This window comes from Leptospira bandrabouensis (assembly GCF_004770905.1).
GTDB lineage: Bacteria > Spirochaetota > Leptospiria > Leptospirales > Leptospiraceae > Leptospira_A > Leptospira_A bandrabouensis.
In genome coordinates this window covers 184161-196856 of sequence record NZ_RQHT01000010.1, presented here as the reverse complement: position 1 = coordinate 196856, position 12696 = coordinate 184161, and the positions used below count along the sequence as shown (strand labels likewise).

At 39.6% G+C, this 12696-nt stretch carries 16 protein-coding genes; 6 read left to right on the top strand and 10 right to left on the bottom strand.

Annotated elements, in window-relative coordinates; translation table 11 throughout:
• Positions 1-16: 16 nt before the first annotated feature.
• Genes pyrF through speE form a run of 5 tightly spaced genes read right to left on the bottom strand, consistent with a single transcriptional unit; the run spans position 17 to position 4533 of the window.
• Entirely contained in the window at positions 17-850 is an 834-nt protein-coding gene (gene pyrF, locus EHR07_RS03075; RefSeq protein WP_135743724.1) for an orotidine-5'-phosphate decarboxylase, read from the bottom strand.
• On the bottom strand, positions 847-1716 hold the full coding sequence (locus EHR07_RS03070; protein ID WP_135743723.1) for a hypothetical protein: 870 nt from the start codon (positions 1714-1716) through the stop codon (positions 847-849). Before EHR07_RS03070 ends, pyrF begins: the two co-directional genes overlap by 4 nt.
• Positions 1713-2438, bottom strand: coding sequence for a hypothetical protein (locus EHR07_RS03065; protein WP_135743722.1), 726 nt, complete (start codon positions 2436-2438; stop codon positions 1713-1715). Before EHR07_RS03065 ends, EHR07_RS03070 begins: the two co-directional genes overlap by 4 nt.
• Positions 2428-3681, bottom strand: a complete 1254-nt coding sequence (locus EHR07_RS03060; protein WP_135743721.1) for a hypothetical protein — start codon at positions 3679-3681, stop codon at positions 2428-2430. The genes EHR07_RS03065 and EHR07_RS03060 overlap by 11 nt, the downstream gene beginning before the upstream one ends.
• A gap of 6 nt (positions 3682-3687) precedes the next feature.
• Positions 3688-4533 carry a polyamine aminopropyltransferase gene (speE, locus tag EHR07_RS03055; protein WP_004787861.1) on the bottom strand — a complete coding sequence of 282 codons (846 nt, stop codon included), beginning with the start codon at positions 4531-4533 and terminating at the stop codon, positions 3688-3690.
• Between the two features lie 141 nt (positions 4534-4674).
• Here speE and EHR07_RS03045 point away from each other — a divergent pair, with 141 nt between their 5' ends.
• Together EHR07_RS03045 and EHR07_RS03040 are read left to right on the top strand one after the other, a co-directional pair.
• Positions 4675-5115: a hypothetical protein gene (locus EHR07_RS03045; RefSeq protein ID WP_135743719.1), complete on the top strand. Its 441-nt coding sequence runs from the start codon at positions 4675-4677 to the stop codon at positions 5113-5115.
• Between the two features lie 83 nt (positions 5116-5198).
• Entirely contained in the window at positions 5199-5588 is a 390-nt protein-coding gene (locus tag EHR07_RS03040; RefSeq protein WP_135743718.1) for a DUF302 domain-containing protein, read from the top strand.
• A 184-nt stretch (positions 5589-5772) separates the two neighbouring features.
• Here the strand turns inward: EHR07_RS03040 and EHR07_RS03035 are convergent, their stop codons facing one another.
• The gene (locus tag EHR07_RS03035) at positions 5773-6183 is read right to left on the bottom strand and encodes a hypothetical protein (RefSeq protein WP_135743717.1); all 411 of its coding nucleotides are present in this window, start codon (positions 6181-6183) and stop codon (positions 5773-5775) included.
• 234 nt (positions 6184-6417) lie between these two features.
• Between EHR07_RS03035 and EHR07_RS03030 the strand changes: the two genes are divergently transcribed.
• Together EHR07_RS03030 and EHR07_RS03025 are read left to right on the top strand one after the other, a co-directional pair.
• The gene (locus EHR07_RS03030) at positions 6418-6771 is read left to right on the top strand and encodes an antibiotic biosynthesis monooxygenase family protein (protein ID WP_135743716.1); all 354 of its coding nucleotides are present in this window, start codon (positions 6418-6420) and stop codon (positions 6769-6771) included.
• Positions 6771-7616 (top strand): RNA polymerase sigma factor, encoded by an 846-nt coding sequence (locus EHR07_RS03025; RefSeq protein WP_135743715.1) that lies wholly within the window; start codon positions 6771-6773, stop codon positions 7614-7616. Before EHR07_RS03030 ends, EHR07_RS03025 begins: the two co-directional genes overlap by 1 nt.
• Positions 7617-7649: 33 nt before the next feature.
• Here the strand turns inward: EHR07_RS03025 and EHR07_RS03020 are convergent, their stop codons facing one another.
• From EHR07_RS03020 to EHR07_RS03005, 4 genes are all read right to left on the bottom strand, one after another.
• Complete coding sequence (locus EHR07_RS03020; protein WP_135743790.1) at positions 7650-8489, bottom strand: DMT family transporter; 840 nt, start codon at positions 8487-8489, stop codon at positions 7650-7652.
• Positions 8490-8558: 69 nt separating this feature from the next.
• Positions 8559-9041 (bottom strand): DUF2505 family protein, encoded by a 483-nt coding sequence (locus EHR07_RS03015; protein ID WP_135743714.1) that lies wholly within the window; start codon positions 9039-9041, stop codon positions 8559-8561.
• Complete coding sequence (locus EHR07_RS03010; RefSeq protein WP_135743713.1) at positions 9041-9781, bottom strand: ferritin-like domain-containing protein; 741 nt, start codon at positions 9779-9781, stop codon at positions 9041-9043. Before EHR07_RS03010 ends, EHR07_RS03015 begins: the two co-directional genes overlap by 1 nt.
• A gap of 58 nt (positions 9782-9839) precedes the next feature.
• Positions 9840-10508 carry a lysoplasmalogenase gene (locus tag EHR07_RS03005; protein ID WP_135743712.1) on the bottom strand — a complete coding sequence of 223 codons (669 nt, stop codon included), beginning with the start codon at positions 10506-10508 and terminating at the stop codon, positions 9840-9842.
• Between the two features lie 65 nt (positions 10509-10573).
• Between EHR07_RS03005 and EHR07_RS03000 the strand changes: the two genes are divergently transcribed.
• Positions 10574-10882, top strand: coding sequence for a hypothetical protein (locus EHR07_RS03000; RefSeq protein WP_135568512.1), 309 nt, complete (start codon positions 10574-10576; stop codon positions 10880-10882).
• 1 nt (position 10883) lies between these two features.
• On the top strand, positions 10884-12695 hold the full coding sequence (locus EHR07_RS02995) for a methylmalonyl-CoA mutase family protein (RefSeq protein WP_135743711.1): 1812 nt from the start codon (positions 10884-10886) through the stop codon (positions 12693-12695).
• The last annotated feature ends 1 nt before the right edge of the window (position 12696 follow it).

Sequence of the window (12696 nt, the reverse complement as noted above, 5' to 3'; positions counted from 1 at the left end):
TTTGGTCATTAGACCGTTAGAGAAAGAGTTGGTTCATTTGTAGATGTACTTCTTCTGATTTCTTTTTTGCTACTTCACCAAAATCTTCTTCTAAAGAACTGAGAGTAATTCCCCGAGAAGAATTTATCAAGGAACGTTTTCCCGAAGCTTGCACTATCGATTTTAAATCCCCACCTTGCGCACCAAACCCAGGGATCAGAAAATACAATTCGGGATGGCGGACCCGTAACGACTGAATCTCAGATGGATGAGTACCTCCCACCACCAGTCCCACTTGGTCTGGGTACTCCTCCGCTAACTTTGCCATTTGGTCACTCACCTCTTCATATAAGTAGAGATCCTTACCCAAAAGTTTTTGTTTTTGGAAGTCCTGTGAACTAGGGTTTGATGTGAGTCCGAGAACAAAAATATAACCACCTAAGTCTAGGTACGGAACCAAACTATCTCGACCCATGTATGGATTGACCGTCAAGGCATCCACACCCAATGTTTCAAAAAAATACTTAGCATACTCTTTGGAAGTATTGGCCAGGTCCCCTCGTTTGGCATCCATCACAATGGGAACTTCTGGTGACACTTCTTTCATCAAACGAACCATATGTTCTAATGCAAAATACCCCTCTGCCCCTAACCTTTCAAAAAAGGCCACATTGGGTTTCCAAGCCGCTGCATAAGAATGGGTATAACGAATGATAGTTTCTGTAAAATGGACAAGAGGAGCTTTGGAATCCAAACTGATTTTGGGTAACTTTTCCAATTCGGGATCGAGACCAATACATAATAGAGATTTTAGTTGGTCTCTGCGAGCATTGAATTTTTGAATGAAGTTAGATCTTGGATTTAAATTCACTGGTTTTCCTTAATTTGGATCTTTTGTTTTCGTTTTTCTAATTCTTTGTCTATATCTCGTTTTTTATAACGACCATAAATATGCCCAGGAATTACAGTCAGTGCAGTGATAGGGTTTGCGGCCACATCTCCAATTGCTCCCCCTACGTAAGTTGAATAAGCAGGAGTGAGTAATTCATAAGAAGAATCAAGTTGCTCTTTGTCATTTTTTTCGGCAAAATAATTAATGGCGTCATCCGATGCCCTTGCTTCATGATACAAGGCTCCAACCACAGGAATGGCATAAACAGCCGCATAAAGTGTTCTTTTTTCTCTTTGTGCAAAGTCTTTCGCATGCCCTCCTTCATGGATGACTACAGGCGGCAAATCTGAATACACATTGATTGTATTCGTAAAGGAATTATAGTGATCTCCACCGATCATTCCCGCAAACAAACGCCCTGGTAAAAAAGTATAAGCTAACAAAGAAATGGATCCAAAAAAATATCGAACCACTGGATTGATGTTTTTATTTTTAGGAAGGCGTTTCCATTCCGAAAGTGGTGCATATTGGTTGAACCGCACTTTAACATCTCTTAAATTATTTTCTTTGATATAACGGATCAAATATTCTTTGGTTTCTTTTGAAATATGATGATTGTCTGCTTTAAGGTTCCAAAGCACTAGTTTGGAAGGAAGAGAAAAAATCCAATTCCCAGTTTGGTCCAAAATCCATACTGGCTCTCCTTCTTCAAATTGAGGATCGTCTTCTGTAAATTCTGGACTTGGTAAATAAGGGTTTCCGTAATTGTATTGTTTTTCTAAAGAATAACACTGCGTTACACTAAAACCAATCCAAAATAAAATGAAAAGAACTTGAAATTTCATAAACTCTCAAGAATTTCCTTTAATTTCGGATCCACTGGTTCTTGTCTTGTGGGACTTTGTTTTGGTTTGATCGGCAATGTCTCCTTCATATCTTCCAAAGGTAATCTCCCGTTATATCCTGACAAAGATTCCAATTTAGAAAAAAATTCTGACAAGGAATTTCGTCCCAATTGATTCAATTGGTCTTCCCTGTTCCCTCGAAAACCATTATAAGGGACATACCAAATTAGAGGTACAACAGTTACAAGACTACCCGTTAAATAACAATTGGTGACATGCGAGTTTATTTCATCATAAAAAGAAAATTCTTCCTCTGCATAACCAACAATTTGAATCCTTGCTTTCAAACGAACAAACGTTAAATTCTTGGAACATCTGTCAACAGAAGCTAACTGGAATTCTTCGACAAAAATTTTCCCGCCACGGTCGAGTAACAATGGGAACCTTTCCCCACGGATTGACAACTCCTTCCGTATCAAATAGGAAAGTGGTCCGTATTCATTGGGCAATCCTTCTGGTTGGAAAAAATACCCATCATAAACACCCATCTTCATACGATTTTCGTCTTTAACTTGAATTTGGATATGGTCCATTTTTTTTACAAAATCGAAGGATTTTTCACTAGGGAAAGGACGATAAACTCTTAACGAAATACCGCAACCCATCCCTAAAAAAGAAACAAGTAAAATGGATATCGAATAAAAATGAACTCTAAAACACATAAGTATATCCGAAGAAAAAATTCGCGATAGAATAAATTCGAGAAGAACGTTTGTCTAATCCATCTGCCTCGTAAAACGCAGAACTAAGAAAATAATCCCTGACACCAGAAAGAAAAGACTCTTCATTTACAGCACGAATGCCTGGTGCAGAAGATTCATTGGCTCTCCAAATGTATTGGATTGTTTGAAATCCAAAATGAAATTTATGATGTGTCAGAGGAGTCCAATTCGCCTGGGCCAAAATATCTAACCCTACAACAGATGTTTGTAAAGGTTTTTCTGAAAATAAAGAATATGCCTCCCCTCGCGACACTTGCGATTCCACAAATCGAGTTAGACCTCCGTTCTCCGTCATGATATCCCGCCTATAATTGAGTCTACCAATAGGAGTCACAAACATATCTCCACCTACATCATAAGAAAATTCCTCTTGCACCCTATGGTAAAACCGTAACCCAGCGCTAGGTGCTAAAAACCACATCGAATCTCGCATAAGTCCTGTTTGCCCCAAAGACTGTGAAGAAAATACAGAATTTGTTTGAAATGACCCTGTTCTAATCCCAAAGTCCCAACTATACCCAAACTCTTTCGAATATTCTTCGTAAATTTTTACAACTAACTTGTGCTCTGCGCTACTTAACCGATCCGAATGATAAGAAAACCTCGGTCCACCAATAAAACCGTAAGCCAGAAAATCATTAGATGTTTGGAACTGAAGATAAGTATATTCTAATCCCCATTTAGAAGATTTATGTTTGTAAGCCAATTTTGGAGAAAACGAACCAGATCCTTTTTGTTTTTCTATGTCATAAGTAAATGGGAGGGTTCGAATATTTTGATAACCAATCGCCGAACGAGGAAAGTACGGTGTACCTGCTTGAAATGCGATGCGTCCATTATCATCGGCCCAATCATTTCCGGAAGTAAAATAGCCAACCTGTCCTAAAACTCTGAATCCTATCTCCCAAGTTCCTTGGTTAAAAATAACATTACCATTGTTTGTTGCGGGGATATTGGATGTGATAGGAAAATTCGGTTCTACCTGTTTCTCGCGAAACTGATTTTCGCGAATCCGTTTTACCTTGGAACGGAGTTCCTCTGCCTTTTTTTTGTAACCACGTTCCTCATAGGATTCCGCTTCTAATTCCAACTTCGTTGCTTTTGTTTCCTGGGCCCAAAGAATATGAGACTCAAGGAAGAAAAAAACAAAGAGAAGGAAAAAGAAGGAAGGAATCTTTTTCACAAAGTTTTAGCCTTTTCTTTTGATATAAGCTTTTGCAAATTCAGGAAGAACAAAAGCCGCTTTGTGAATTTCAGGACTGTAATATTTAAGGCCTTTAGGAACTCGTTTTGGATCTGGTGTTACCGAATAAGGATCAATTGCATTCGATAAAAAAGTAAATCCAATGATTCCAGAAGGATACGTAGGAATGGTTGTGTAATAGTAACCATACTCCGGAAAAATTTTTGGAATAAAATCAAAGAGGGAAGAGATCACATCTCCATGATACCAAAAAGATTCTGCTTGTGTGGCAATGATTCCCGTTGGTTTTAAGGCACTTGCCATATCTCGAAAAAACGGCTCTTTGAATAAAACTTCCGCAGGACCCACAGGATCACTAGAATCCACAAGGATCACATCAAAACGACCTTTGTTATCACGAGCAAATTTAGCTCCGTCATCATAATGATGAATTACCTTTGGATCTTTCATTGCATCAGCACATTCAGGAAAATACTTATAACTAATATCTACAACCGCTTTGTCAATCTCGCATAACACAACTTCTTTGACAGATGGGTGTTTTAAAACTTCACGAACGGTTCCCCCGTCTCCCCCACCGATCACAAGGACTGATTCCGGATTGGGATGACTCATCATTGGGATATGGGCAATCATTTCATGATAAGAATGTTCATCTTTGTTAGTAACCATTGTTACACCATCAAGTGTAAACATTCGTCCAAAGGATTGTGTTTCAAAAATATCGATTTTCTGGAACGGAGATTGTAGGCTTTCGATTGTTTTTGTTACCCGGTAACTCACAGCTCGCCCTTTTTCTAATTCCAATTTTTCGGTATACCAAATCTCCATTAATTTCTCCTAAGGTTTCTCTCTTTAAACCAGATTTGTTATGGGAATAAAGAGGTGTAGTTTTTTTTAAACTTTCTTTGTTTATAAACAATGAAAAATTCAACTTGGCGGGAACTGGGTGTTTCGTTTCCATTGCCTTGTATGCAGAAATATTCCCGTGTTTTTTACCTACTTGGTTTTTTATCCATGCCACTTTTCATTTTATTACTTGTGTTTGGTTATATTAAAATCAACGAAATGGTTAGCCAAGAAATTCACTGGGGCCACAACAAATCCTTTGCTTTTGGACAAGCCTCCAGAGAAGGAAAACTCATCCTCCTTGCTGTCACCAAATCCCGATGCGAAATGTTGCAAGGTTTGGAATGCGGCGAAGGGAAACCAGACCTTGGCACTTATGTTCTCCTCAACTACACCCCAAGGGAACCAGAATTCCAATCATTGATTTTGGATGACAGATTTGCTTCTCTAAAAACAGAACCTCTCCCCCAATACTTTCTCCTCAATGCCTCTGGGGAAATCCGTTTTATGTCAAAACAACTTCCCAGCGTGGAAGAAATGCAAAAACTTCCTAAAAAAGAATGATCTTTTTCCTCACTTAAGTAAAATTCTCTTGCAAGTTCCTTGATCCCATATACCCTATGGGGTATAGACCCAGCGGAGGATTTATGTTAGGACTCACTGTTCACAGAAAAAAAAGTTTTGAAGAAACTATCGCCGACACAACCGAAGCCTTAAAAAAAGAAGGTTTCGGGGTTCTTACCACCATCGATGTCAAAAACACTCTCAAAGAAAAAATTGGAGTGGATTTCAAACGTTACACCATCCTTGGAGCATGTAACCCTGGTTTTGCGCACAAAGCCCTCCAAACCGCAGACGAAATTGGATTATTACTTCCCTGCAACGTAGTGGTCACCGAAGAAAAAAACGGTGAAACCAAAGTTTCCATCTTTGATCCTATGACCATGACCAAACTGGTCCAAAATCCTGAACTCGAAAAAATTGCCAAAGAAGTCCAAGAAAAACTAATCCAAGTCATCCACCTCTTACACGAATGATTTTGTTTTTTTGGTAAATTTTGCGGGCACCTCGCCAGTGGGGGTCAGTTTTCACATACTGTCCATTAGGCGATCCCGCTGTCCGCTCCAATCTTTCGCTTTGCGAAAGGATTTCCGCTACCATCGGTGGCGCGGGGAGTTTCATCTTAACAACAAAACTCTATTTGTAACAAAACTTTTTTCACTACTTACAAAATGTTGGAGGGTTTTGTTTGGCACTCTTAACACGAGTATAACAAACCGTAACTCCTTCTGTAGTCATTCCAAATAAGTTCAAAGGGCCACCCACCGGATATTGTGCAGTTGATGCAGGACCTTCTGACCAATCGATATTGTAGTTTCCTTCACTTTGTTTGATGAGTGATCCCTTCACAACAGAACTAGTTTTTTTATAACAAGATTTGATATCCCGGTTGTTGCTGATGACAAGCCATGCGGTGGCATTTGGACTTGGGTCTTTGGTGCAATTGTTTGTTAAAATCCAATTCCCCTCTAAGATCGTCCTCGAATCTTCAAGGGTAGCTTGATCGCCCGACTTACAATGAAAAACGGTAATAGAGACTGCTAACGCCAAAATGAGACTAATTTTTTTCACAACGAACTCCTCTTGTAGAAATATATTATTTCTACAAGAGGATAGTAGAGACTAGAAAACGAGAGGATTGTCAAACAGAAATGTAGGAAAAGATAATAGTTTTGTTAATGAATCCATGAGAAGCAAATTACAAAAGGGAACTTCTAGAAGAATTTTTTTCCCAGTTCTGTCACAACTCTCCTTTATTTGTGTATCCAATACAGAGGTCGAAAACCCTCTAAGGAAACACTGATTATGTTAGAAAGTTTAAAAAGCCAAGGCCAAGATTTATTAACCCTGGAAAGTTTACCACAAACGACTGCGATTGAAATCGCCATCGTAGAATGTGCCATTGAAGATACAGAAAAATATCACCAGATGCGGAAACAAATGTTACCACTTTTGCAAAGCCAACCAGGATTTTTGGCATGGCGAGCATTCCGATCCAAAACCAGAGAAGGAATTCTTTTGGATCTTTTATACTGGGAAAATGTAGAAGATTGCCATAAGGCAGGAGAGACACTACAGAACTCAGAAACGGGAAAAGAATTTTTCGCCTTGATGAAACAGACTTTGGTCTTTGAAATGTTTGAACGGCAAACACTCTAATGAAAACAAGTAGTGAAGAAGAACTAAACCTCATCGAAAGGGCACGGACGGGAGACCGCCGTGCTTTGGAATCTCTACTTTCCAAAGTACAATCTTGGATTTATAATGTCATTCGTCGTATTTTATTAAATCCACAGGAAGCGGAAGATCATACCCAAGAAGTGCTTCTAAAAATTGCAACGAACCTTGCCGCATATGATCCAACACGAGCCAGCTTTAAAACATGGGCCTATCGTATTTCCATAAATCACGCGTTAAATGGGAAACGAGGACGACTGGAAGAAATAACAACTGGTTTTTCGGATTACGCAAACGAACTGGAAAAAATGCCAAATATTGAAATCCCGGCAAACGAACTTTCTCGGCCAGAAAACTTAGTTTTAATAGAAGAAGCAAAGGCCTCTTGTACTTTGGGGATGTTACTTTGTTTGGACAGAGAACAACGGATCGCTCTTATTCTAGCCGACTTAATGGGACTAAGTGATCGTGAAAGTTCGGAACTACTAGAAATATCAAATGAAGCTTTTCGCAAACGATTGAGTCGAGCCAGAAAAGATCTCTATACATTTATGGATGATAAATGTGGACTCATAAATGAAAAAAATCCCTGTCGTTGTTCCAAAAAAATGAAAAGTTTTCAAAACAATGGATGGATCGATCCTACGAATCCTCGTTTTTCTATGCCACTCCTTCGCCGCCTAAAAGAACAGGTGGAAGAACTACATTGTGAATACGAAGATTTCAAAAGACTTGAGTACCAAGAAATATTTCGAGACCATCCGTATTTTGAAACTCCTCCCAAAATTTTGGAAGAGTTACTGGCAAAATACAGTCCAAAAATTTAAGTTTAAACATCTCTTTAGGAAAGAGGAGAATTCTTAAATCAATTTCTCCTCTTCTCTTTTCCCACTCTCCGCTTGTTTTCGAAATACTTCTAAAATTGCACAAAAAAGAATCACACCACCACCTAACCAAAGCCTATCGGGTGGAACTTCTCCCAAAAAATACCAGGCCGCCAAACTCCCGTAAATGGGACTTAGTGTTGACAAAGTCCCAGCCGTTGTGACAGACAAATTGGACAAACTACGAATCCAAATGGTATGTGCAAGAGAAGTAAACACTCCCGCAAGAACCACTTGGAATACTAGGTATTTGGGTTCTGCAAGCATCACAAAAAGACCATCCGCAAAAGGAAGGAGGACAAGGCTTGTGGCAATCAGTTGGGTAAAAAGAATTTGGGCACTCGGATAATGTACATGCATTTCTTTGGTAAGCAAATTGCGAATGGCATAGAGAACTGCAGAGACCACTCCCCAAACAACTCCTTGGAACATTTGGTTGTCCCAAGATAGATCAGGTACAATTAAAAAAAGTCCAAAAAAAGAGAAACAGGCGAGAAAGAAAGCAAAAGGGTCGGGACGTTTTCCACCAAACATTGGTTCTAAGATAGCAGAAAACACAGGATAGGTGAAAAGTGACAACATCCCCACTGCCACAGTGGAAACCTGGATGGAGTGAAAATACGTAACCCAATGCAGAGCAAATAAAATCCCAATCCCAAATACAAACGAAAAGTCTTTAAAACTGCGATAGGAGACTGACTTTCCCCGAATCCAAAAAAACAAACCAAGGATAAGAACAGAAAACAGTGCACGACCAGAGATAATTGTGACAGCAGGAAAGGGAAGGAGTTTGGCAAACAAAGTGACGTTCCCCATAATGAGGATCGTCAAATTGAGTTCTAAAACAGATCGTAAAAAAGTAGGAGAAGAAGACTTCACTTCTACTTAGGATTCAACCCCCAAAAATTTGGCGATGGATTTTCTGTCTTTTTCTAAACTATGTTTGTGAATTTCTTCAATGGCCTTTTCTACAATGGGCGAGACAAATAGAAGACTAGAAACTACATCCACATCGTAAGAACGTTTCGACTCTGCCCCATTCGCTTCGTATTTACTTTTTCCTTTGATCACAAATACATTGTCTTTCCCTGGAGGAGAGATTTTAAATTCATGAGTGTTGGTAGTAATATCAAAAGTAGATTCTTCCAAAAGCGAAAGGTCATTGAGAGCTGCCGAAAGTACGGCAGGCATGGATCCTTCCAAACTCACCTTTCGTTTTTGGCGAATGATATTCCCCTCTTTAGTTTCTTCTAACAAAGTTACATTTTTTAAATCAGGAAACTGATCTAGATGTTTGTATCTTTCCTCCCTTGCATGTAAAAGTTTTTCAAGGGAAACGGGAAATGTATGAGTTACTTGGTATTTCACTATTTTTTCTTACCTTTTTTCTTCGCTGGTTTTGCTTTTTTAACAGCTTTTTTCACTGCCTTTTTAGCGGCTTTTTTCGCCGACTTCTTGTTTGCCGGTTTAGAAGTTTTTTTAGCCGAAGGTTTTGTTTTTACTGTTTGTGGTTTTGATGCCGGTTTCGTCACTTTTGGTTTTGAAGCGGCTTTTGCAGAACGATTCACCTGCTCCAAAAGTTCCTCATCTTCCCAATAGAAAACTTGGTCAGCAGGTGCCGACTGTTCCATTGCCATGGCTTGTGCTTCTAACAATGAATTGTTGGATTCATTAAAATTTGCCAACTTTTGGAATAACAAATTGATTTTTGGATCTTGGAACTTATTACGAATCGTCGCATAAAAATTACGTGCGTCTTCCCCTTCTCTGATGGCAAGTTCTAACGCTTTTCTTTCGTCTGCTTTGACTTCTTCGTTTTTGTTTCGATCCAGTCTTTCCATTACCTTTTGGATAGTGGAAGAATGAAATTTTTCAATTTCAGAAAGTTGTTTTAAGTTAGGAAGTTCCTTCCCTTCTGCACTTTTATAGATTTCTTTGATGAATTTAATATGTTCATCACCATCTAACGCAAGTTGACTGAATAATTCTCTGATTTGACCTTCTGGCAAACTTTCGGAAAGTTTTAGATAAAAATTGAAACATTGAACCTCATGTTCAATCGCAGCCGCAACTGCTTCAATAAAGGATGTTTTTTTTAGCGATTTCATAATCCCATTCCCTGGTTTTTAAAAACCATAAGTACGATACTCGTGAGTGGTAGGTGAATCAAGTATTTTTCAGGGTTTGATGATCAATCTCTTCGACCTTTGTCGCAGAGTAAATCAATAGTTGTGCAATATAATACGTTACCATAATTCCCATAGAAGCGGTAAATCTGTCCATATCAGGTTTTAGAAACATCGAATAGGCAATGATCGAATCTGAGAGAATAAAAACCAATGCACCTACCAAACCTAAATAAAAAGCTTTGGAGTTGGAATTCCTAGCAGCAGCACGCCAACCCATTAGGCAAATGGCGGAGATATAAACTCCAACAGGAACAAGTAGGGATCCTAACTTTGGCACCAGTATTAGAAAAAAGGAGCACCCAAAAAGTAAAAAGGGAATGGCAAGGATGGGTTTGATTTTAGAATCCAAGGTAAAAGCGTAAGAGTAAATCAATTGTGCAATCAGAAAAGACCCGAGCCCAAAAACAAAATATCCCTGTTTAGGTAATGCTAAAAAACTATCTCCAAAAAGTGAAAACACAAGGCCAATCGCAATCAATTTGCCCCGTTTTCCCAAACTGGGGAAGTAGCGAAAGAGGGCTACATTCAGAATCAGTATGGGAATAATTTTCGAAGGGAGATACAAAACATCTTCTTTTGTGATCGTTGCGATCGCAAAAAGATGCACAATAGAATAGAGAACAAACAAAACAATTTCTTTAGCCATATTTCTTACTTTACAGGGATATCATTCTCGAGATTTCATCAGATGAAAGCCCGAGTGATCAGCCTATGAAACAAACACGACCCTTGTCCATCCTTTTCTTAATTTGTCTCTTATGGACCCAAACTTTATCCGCAAGAGAAGTGCCCTCTGGTGGCGAAATGTTGATTGATTTGATTTTAGCGCGCCCGATGGGACTTGCAGGAACCGTATTAGGAACTGCTGCTTTTATTGTAGCTTCCCCTTTTACGTTAATGTCAGGTACGTTTTTACAATCAGGCAGACGACTAGTTGTTTATCCGGCAAAATTCACCTTCACACGTGGGTTAGGCGACTTCCCTGGGTATATGGAAGATTACCAAATCGTAGAGGAATAAATTGAACGAATTTTTATTTTCAGACTTCCCTGAAGTTTCCACTGAGGATTGGAAAAACCAAATCCTAAAAGATTTAAAAGGCAGTCCTTGGGACAAAGTCACTTGGGAAACAGAAGAAGGTTTCAGAATTGAACCCTTCTACCGCAAAGAAGACCTTCCCGAACTCCCCCGAGTATATAAAAGAAAACCCGGTTGGCATGTCACAGAGACCGTAACTGCAGAATCCGAACTCACTGACCTTTCCAAAAAAGGGGCAGATGCAGTGGTCCTTGTTGCCAGTGGACAAACTCCCCTTAAACCAGGATTAAAAATTGGATCTTCTGCAGACTTAGAAAGGTTAGCAGCTCTCACTGGGAATCTACCTTTGGTAGTTTCTTTAGAAGAAAAAACACCTTCCTTTTCCGACTCTTTAAAGAAACTCAGCTCTTCGCATAACATTGTACTCGGTGACTTTGATCCATATGGATCTGCTTTAAAAAACGGAGAATTAGGAACCGAAGAAAATACCATTAACAAATCCTTTGCCTCTCTTTCTGGAACCAAAGGTTTTGCGGGAGTGGGCATTCATAGTTATTTTCTTCGGGATGCAGGTGCCTCCATTGGCCAAGAACTAGCATACTCTCTATCTTGGGGAGTGGATTATTTAAACCGCCATTTAAATGCAGGTGTTTCCATTGAAGACGCAAGTTCCAACCTTTGGTTTTGGATGGGAATTGGTTCGGACTATTTCACAGAAATTGCAAAATTCCGTGCATTCCGCATCCTTTGGACAGAAATCTTAAATGCTTATCAAGTTGGACTTGGGGAATCTCTTCCTGCCCTAATTGTCGCAAGAACCTCCCATTTTCAATTCACGGCCTATGACCCACATGTGAATATGTTAAGAGGAACCACTTCTGCCATGTCTGCCGTAATGGGTGGGGCTGACTTTGTGACCGTTTTGCCATTTGATTCCGAATACTCCGCACAACAAGAGTTAGGCAAACGAATCGCAAGGAATTCCCAACTCCTACTTCGATACGAATCCTTCCTCGACAAAGTGGAGGACCCAGCTGCTGGATCCTATTACTTAGAAGTGCTCACAAAAAAACTGGCAGAAACTGCTTGGGCCCAATTCCAAACTTTGGAAAAAGAGGGTGGGTTTGGAGAAGCACTGAAAAAAGGGACCATCCAAAAAGAAATTAGTGTCCGTGCAGAGAAAAAAAGAAACGCTCTTGCCAACAAAAAAGAAATATTACTCGGAACCAACCAATACCCTCTCGCGTCCGAAAGACATCCAGAACTAAAAACTTCCTTAGAAAGAACAAACGAACAAATCGCTACGAAAAAACAAAGTACCTATTTGCCACTTCTACCGGTTCGTCTCTCCTTTGAATTTGACAAATGGAGAAATCTCACAGATAATCATGTGGCAGCAGGGAAAAAACTTCCGAAAGTTTTTTTACTCTCCATTGGGGATCTGACCATGCGAAAAGCTCGTGCTGGTTTTAGTTCCAATTTCCTCGGTTGCCTTGGGTATGAAATCATAGACAACTTAGGATTTGCTTCTGTGAAAGAAGGAGTGGCGAAGGCCAAAGAACAAGGATGCGAAATCGTTGTCCTTTGTTCGTCTGACGAAGAGTATGCGACCTACCTTCCCGAATTTGTCTCGGAAATGAAATCCCAACTCACCAATTCTTGGAAACTTCTGGCAGGGTATCCCAAAGACTTAATCACCCAAGCAGAATCACTCGGAATCGACGACTTCATCCATATGAAACGAAACATCGTAGAATTTATGGAAAAAGCCCAAACCAAATGGATCGGGAAATAAA

Excerpts from the sequence above, each read along its gene's own strand:
- EHR07_RS03070 (WP_135743723.1), bottom strand. The coding sequence starts at position 1,716 with ATGAAATTTCAAGTTCTTTTCATTTTATTTTGGATTGGTTTTAGTGTA.
- EHR07_RS03065 (WP_135743722.1), bottom strand. The coding sequence starts at position 2,438 with ATGTGTTTTAGAGTTCATTTTTATTCGATATCCATTTTACTTGTTTCT.
- speE (WP_004787861.1), bottom strand. The coding sequence starts at position 4,533 with ATGGAGATTTGGTATACCGAAAAATTGGAATTAGAAAAAGGGCGAGCT.
- EHR07_RS03045 (WP_135743719.1), top strand. The coding sequence starts at position 4,675 with ATGCAGAAATATTCCCGTGTTTTTTACCTACTTGGTTTTTTATCCATG.
- EHR07_RS03040 (WP_135743718.1), top strand. The coding sequence starts at position 5,199 with ATGTTAGGACTCACTGTTCACAGAAAAAAAAGTTTTGAAGAAACTATC.
- EHR07_RS03030 (WP_135743716.1), top strand. The coding sequence starts at position 6,418 with ATGTTAGAAAGTTTAAAAAGCCAAGGCCAAGATTTATTAACCCTGGAA.
- EHR07_RS03025 (WP_135743715.1), top strand. The coding sequence starts at position 6,771 with ATGAAAACAAGTAGTGAAGAAGAACTAAACCTCATCGAAAGGGCACGG.
- EHR07_RS03020 (WP_135743790.1), bottom strand. The coding sequence starts at position 8,489 with ATGGGGAACGTCACTTTGTTTGCCAAACTCCTTCCCTTTCCTGCTGTC.
- EHR07_RS03010 (WP_135743713.1), bottom strand. The coding sequence starts at position 9,781 with ATGAAATCGCTAAAAAAAACATCCTTTATTGAAGCAGTTGCGGCTGCG.
- EHR07_RS03005 (WP_135743712.1), bottom strand. The coding sequence starts at position 10,508 with ATGGCTAAAGAAATTGTTTTGTTTGTTCTCTATTCTATTGTGCATCTT.
- EHR07_RS03000 (WP_135568512.1), top strand. The coding sequence starts at position 10,574 with ATGAAACAAACACGACCCTTGTCCATCCTTTTCTTAATTTGTCTCTTA.